Origin of the sequence: Weissella confusa (assembly GCF_004766315.1) — a bacterium.
GTDB lineage: Bacteria > Bacillota > Bacilli > Lactobacillales > Lactobacillaceae > Weissella > Weissella confusa_A.
Map to the genome: position 1 here is coordinate 1 of NZ_PVSN01000066.1, position 4,167 is coordinate 4,167.

General features: G+C 41.7%; 5 protein-coding genes and 2 rRNA genes. 4 read left to right on the forward strand and 3 right to left on the reverse strand.

Going from position 1 to position 4,167, the window contains the following annotated elements; translation table 11 throughout:
• Positions 1 to 79: ribosomal RNA gene (locus tag C6P11_RS11100) — 16S ribosomal RNA — on the reverse strand; the annotation flags it as partial.
• A 659-nt stretch (positions 80 to 738) separates the two neighbouring features.
• Here C6P11_RS11100 and C6P11_RS08890 point away from each other — a divergent pair.
• From C6P11_RS08890 to C6P11_RS08905, 4 genes are all read left to right on the forward strand, one after another.
• Positions 739 to 1,398, forward strand: coding sequence for an ABC transporter ATP-binding protein (locus tag C6P11_RS08890; protein WP_167849559.1), 660 nt, complete (start codon positions 739 to 741; stop codon positions 1,396 to 1,398).
• An 18-nt stretch (positions 1,399 to 1,416) separates the two neighbouring features.
• Positions 1,417 to 2,142: a hypothetical protein gene (locus tag C6P11_RS08895; RefSeq protein WP_135520433.1), complete on the forward strand. Its 726-nt coding sequence runs from the start codon at positions 1,417 to 1,419 to the stop codon at positions 2,140 to 2,142.
• A 223-nt stretch (positions 2,143 to 2,365) separates the two neighbouring features.
• Positions 2,366 to 2,818 carry a hypothetical protein gene (locus C6P11_RS08900; protein WP_135520435.1) on the forward strand — a complete coding sequence of 151 codons (453 nt, stop codon included), beginning with the start codon at positions 2,366 to 2,368 and terminating at the stop codon, positions 2,816 to 2,818.
• 43 nt (positions 2,819 to 2,861) lie between these two features.
• On the forward strand, positions 2,862 to 3,344 hold the full coding sequence (locus C6P11_RS08905) for a hypothetical protein (protein ID WP_135520437.1): 483 nt from the start codon (positions 2,862 to 2,864) through the stop codon (positions 3,342 to 3,344).
• 46 nt (positions 3,345 to 3,390) lie between these two features.
• Here C6P11_RS08905 and C6P11_RS08910 read toward each other — a convergent pair whose 3' ends face one another.
• Together C6P11_RS08910 and rrf are read right to left on the reverse strand one after the other, a co-directional pair.
• The gene (locus tag C6P11_RS08910; RefSeq protein WP_167849560.1) at positions 3,391 to 3,945 is read right to left on the reverse strand and encodes an AAA family ATPase; all 555 of its coding nucleotides are present in this window, start codon (positions 3,943 to 3,945) and stop codon (positions 3,391 to 3,393) included.
• An 85-nt stretch (positions 3,946 to 4,030) separates the two neighbouring features.
• Positions 4,031 to 4,147 (reverse strand): 5S ribosomal RNA (gene rrf / locus C6P11_RS08915).
• Between the last annotated feature and the right edge of the window lie 20 nt (positions 4,148 to 4,167).

Below are 4,167 nucleotides of genomic sequence, written 5' to 3' on the forward strand. Positions count from 1 at the left end.
GAACCACAAAGCGTTCGACTTGCATGTATTAGGCACGCCGCCAGCGTTCATCCTGAGCCAGGATCAAACTCTCAATTTGAAGTTTGAGTATAACTCAATTTTTGTTGTTTAACAGAAGTTAAACGAATTTACTAGCGAATTGACTTCGCAAATGTTTTTGCATCAAGCTTAGCTTGATGACCCTACACATTTGTTTCATCGAAACGATATTCAGTTTTCAATGACCTACGTCGTCGCCTTGACGACTTAATCTATATTACAGAAGAAAGAATGAAATGTCAACAACTAATTTCAATCAATTTTCATACGCCGTTCATAGATAATTCATATCCCTGAGACGACTTAATATATAATACAGAACGTTTTACTAAATGTCAACAACTTTGTTGAACATCTTTTTGGCGTTGCTTTCTTCAAAAGACAACTTGAATATATTACCCCTTTTATTAAATCAGTGCAATAGCTAAAACGGTATTTATACCCTTCCAAATGTTTCACCAACGTACCAGATATATCTACCATTAACCGGACGCATTACACATTTTATTGATTAGGTATCTAACCTTTATATGTAAGACTTAATTATACGTTCAATAATGTATACACTTAGCAATTTCCAAAGCGGTATCCTAACGGTAACTGCTTGGTGTTTGGTGAATAGCCTGCCAACTTCAAGCATAGTTTGTCATTTTAAGGAGCAACAACATGAGTAATACCTTACTGATTGAAAACTTATCCGTGCAGCATCGCCGACAACAAATACTGCGTGACGTCTCGCTCACCATTCCATCCGGTAGCATCTTTGGCCTATTGGGTGACAATGGTGCTGGTAAGACAACCTTATTGAAAACGATTCTCGGCCTTAATAAGCACTTCTCAGGATCAATGACTTATAACGATCAACCATTATCGCGTGATCAAGCGAAGGACTTTGGGGCCCTAATCGAACTACCTGCTATTTACCCGAACTTAACCGCACACGAAAATTTGCAAATCATGGTTCTCTTATACCATCTACCTGCAGCGTCGATTAACAAGACACTTAAGACGGTTGGTCTAGCTGGTGTCAGCAACAAGTTAAGGGTGAAGAACTTCTCATTGGGCATGAAGCAACGGTTAGGTATCGCCATGGCTATTATCCATAACCCACAGTTTCTAATTTTGGATGAGCCAACTAATGGATTGGACATGGCCGGCGTTGATGACTTCAAGTCTATTGTGCATACCCTAGCTGCTGACGGTATGACCATTATGATAACCACGCATCAAATTACTGAACTGGCGACCGTATTCGATGCTTTCGCTATTTTGAAACATGGTGAAATAACGTACGCTTCGACCAGCGGCAACTATACTCCTGAAGAACTCACGACTATTTATCATGATCATAACAACTAAAGGAGGCGCCAAAACATCATGAACCGTTATCTATCGATGGAATATTTAAAGCTACGCCACAGTCATATTAGCTGGGTGGTCGGCGCTACCAATATCATCGCCACTGGTTTTACAAGCATTTGGTTACTGCCTACGTCTCTACCAAACAACATCCGTCTGGCAACTTTTCAAAATAACTATACAACCATATGGCTATATATCGGCCTCACTGTATTAGCGTTCGAAAAAGCTAGACAAGAACAGGTCACGGGTAATTTCTTTAATGTCCGTCAGGCAGTTATTGATATGCCAACCTACTATCGTACCCTAGTATTAAATCTGTACTGGTTATTCTTTAAAGGTTTGGTTCTTTACGAAGTTTTATCCCTTACATTTATAGCATTCACATCTGGCATATCCGATCTCAACCTCTACCAGGGAATAGTGCTACCAATGTTATTTATAGCACTATTCGCATCATGGTTATTACCAGTAATCTATCTGCTAATCATCAACCTGCCTAATATTATGGCTGTTTTGGCAGTGTTATCTCTACTAATATCAGGCTTAGGGACACTACCTACCCCATGGTCCGTCGCAACTTATAACATTGCGCATTTGGCTGGCGTTAATCCAAACGGCCTGGCTATAGGTCATTACAGCAATAGCCTTATTGGACCAGCAATCATCACAACGTTTGTCATGGTTGCGCTACTAGAAGGCATCCTGTACTTACATACAAGGAGACAAAAACATGCCAAGTAAAATTCTAGCCGTTGAATTTATCAAACATCGAAAAAGATTACTACCAGCGGTGCTGCTCAGTTATCTCATGGTAACTTTTGTACTCGCCCTTTACTTACCACGCCTACAACAACCTGGTCAGTTTGTCGTCCTAGTCAAACTGTTCATAGGGTTATTCAGTCCATTATTAATGAACATCTGAATCATTCAAACCGTACAGTGTGACCGGTCAGCAGGAAACTTTATGATTACAACTCATCTGAAAAATACCTACTTTACATGGGGTGAGATGCAAATTCTGACACATTGGATGCTTCATGGCGTACTTGCACTTATTAGTTATAGCGTCCTAGTTCACATGACGCATGTATCCATAAGTTGGCTACCATTACTGCTAATGCTCAACTTGTTAATGGTAGGTCAAATCGCTTATATACTATCGCGGAATTTTAATGCGCCAATTGCCTATCTAATCATGACAGGCGCTGCCGTGATTGCCCTAATAGCAGAGACTGCATTGTTTGATCACACGATGTTTTTTATTCCCACGACCTGGTTAATCAGATTTAGCTATATGGCCGCCATTGGTTTCGACCAACGGGCACTTCTAATTGTTAGTCTGAAACTCTTCATCTCGGTGAACATCGCACTCGTGTTAGGAAACTATCTCATTTCCAAAATTAAGCCGTTTGCTTAAAAACGCGGTATAGTGAGTTTGTACAGATCTAAGGAGGGGAAACATGAAAAAAGGTTGGAAAATAACCATTGGCATACTTTTAATACTAGGTATCGCTATTTTTGGTGGTATTCAGCTGGAGCGACACTTCGTCGCGCAGCGCGTCACCGACATACTGCCCATTAAGGATGGCACACTGGCCGCAGGTGCAAAACTTAAAAACGTCGAACTGGCGCCTATGACTCCAGATGATGTCGCCCTTCAGTTGAACAACGAAGCTTTTAACTTGAAGCAGAGCTCAAGAGGACTATTTTCAGACACAAACGCCGTCGCAAAAAACGACTCAGTGACATTGACGGTCACTACTGATAAGCTCTCGCCAGCAATGATTAACATGGCGCTTACTACTAACGGTGATCAAGTCGACCAATTAGCCCAGAAAGTCCTTCGATCAATGACTGAGGCTGGTACTAAAAACCCTAGATTAACTATTAAAGTTGTTGATTCTAACAATAAGACGTTGAAAACATTAACTTATCCAAACTAGTTAAAAAGGTCCCGCATCGATATGTGATGCGGGACCTTTTTCTGAATTACGATTCTTCTTTATTTATCACAGTCGCTGTTGGTCTAAAGCCTCCGACATTCTCAGTCTGCTTCATATCAGATAGTGTACGCAAAATTGCCATCACCGTGTCGTCTTTCGTCCAAGTTTCAGGGACCAGATATTCATTCAGCTCATCGATTGTGTCATGTGGTCGATACCATGCATCTAGTTCTTCGTCACCAAACTCTTTACTTTGCGTTCTGCTGCCATGCCTAACCTTAGTCGTTGCCAATGAGGCATTCAAATACCACGCTGTGCCACGATACTTCTCAAACAATTCTGCCAGCCAATCACCATAAGTATCTCGCCTGAAGATACCATCTAGAATAACCAACCGATTCATCTTCTTCGCCGTAGCCACCAGCAACTCAATTGTGCGCATCGTATCTGCACCATCACGGTCAGACTCGCGTAACATGTTACGGCGTATCTCATCTTGCGAGATCAACATTGTATTCGGCAACGCTAGCTGTAGTGATTTAGCAACCGTCGACTTACCACTGGCTGAATTCCCTCGTATCATAACGATATCAAAACTCATACTCATTCCCCCTTGCGTGGTCCCAACAGCATTATACCGCCAATAGACACAAAAAAACCGTACCATTTCTGGTACGGTTCACGTTGCATCGCGACGTCCTATCCTCGCAGGAAGCGATCCTCCAACTACTTTCGGCGCTATTGAGCTTAACTTCTGTGTTCGGTATGGGAACAGGTGTGACCTCAATGCCATCATCACGACACGTTATTTAATTGAGAAAAT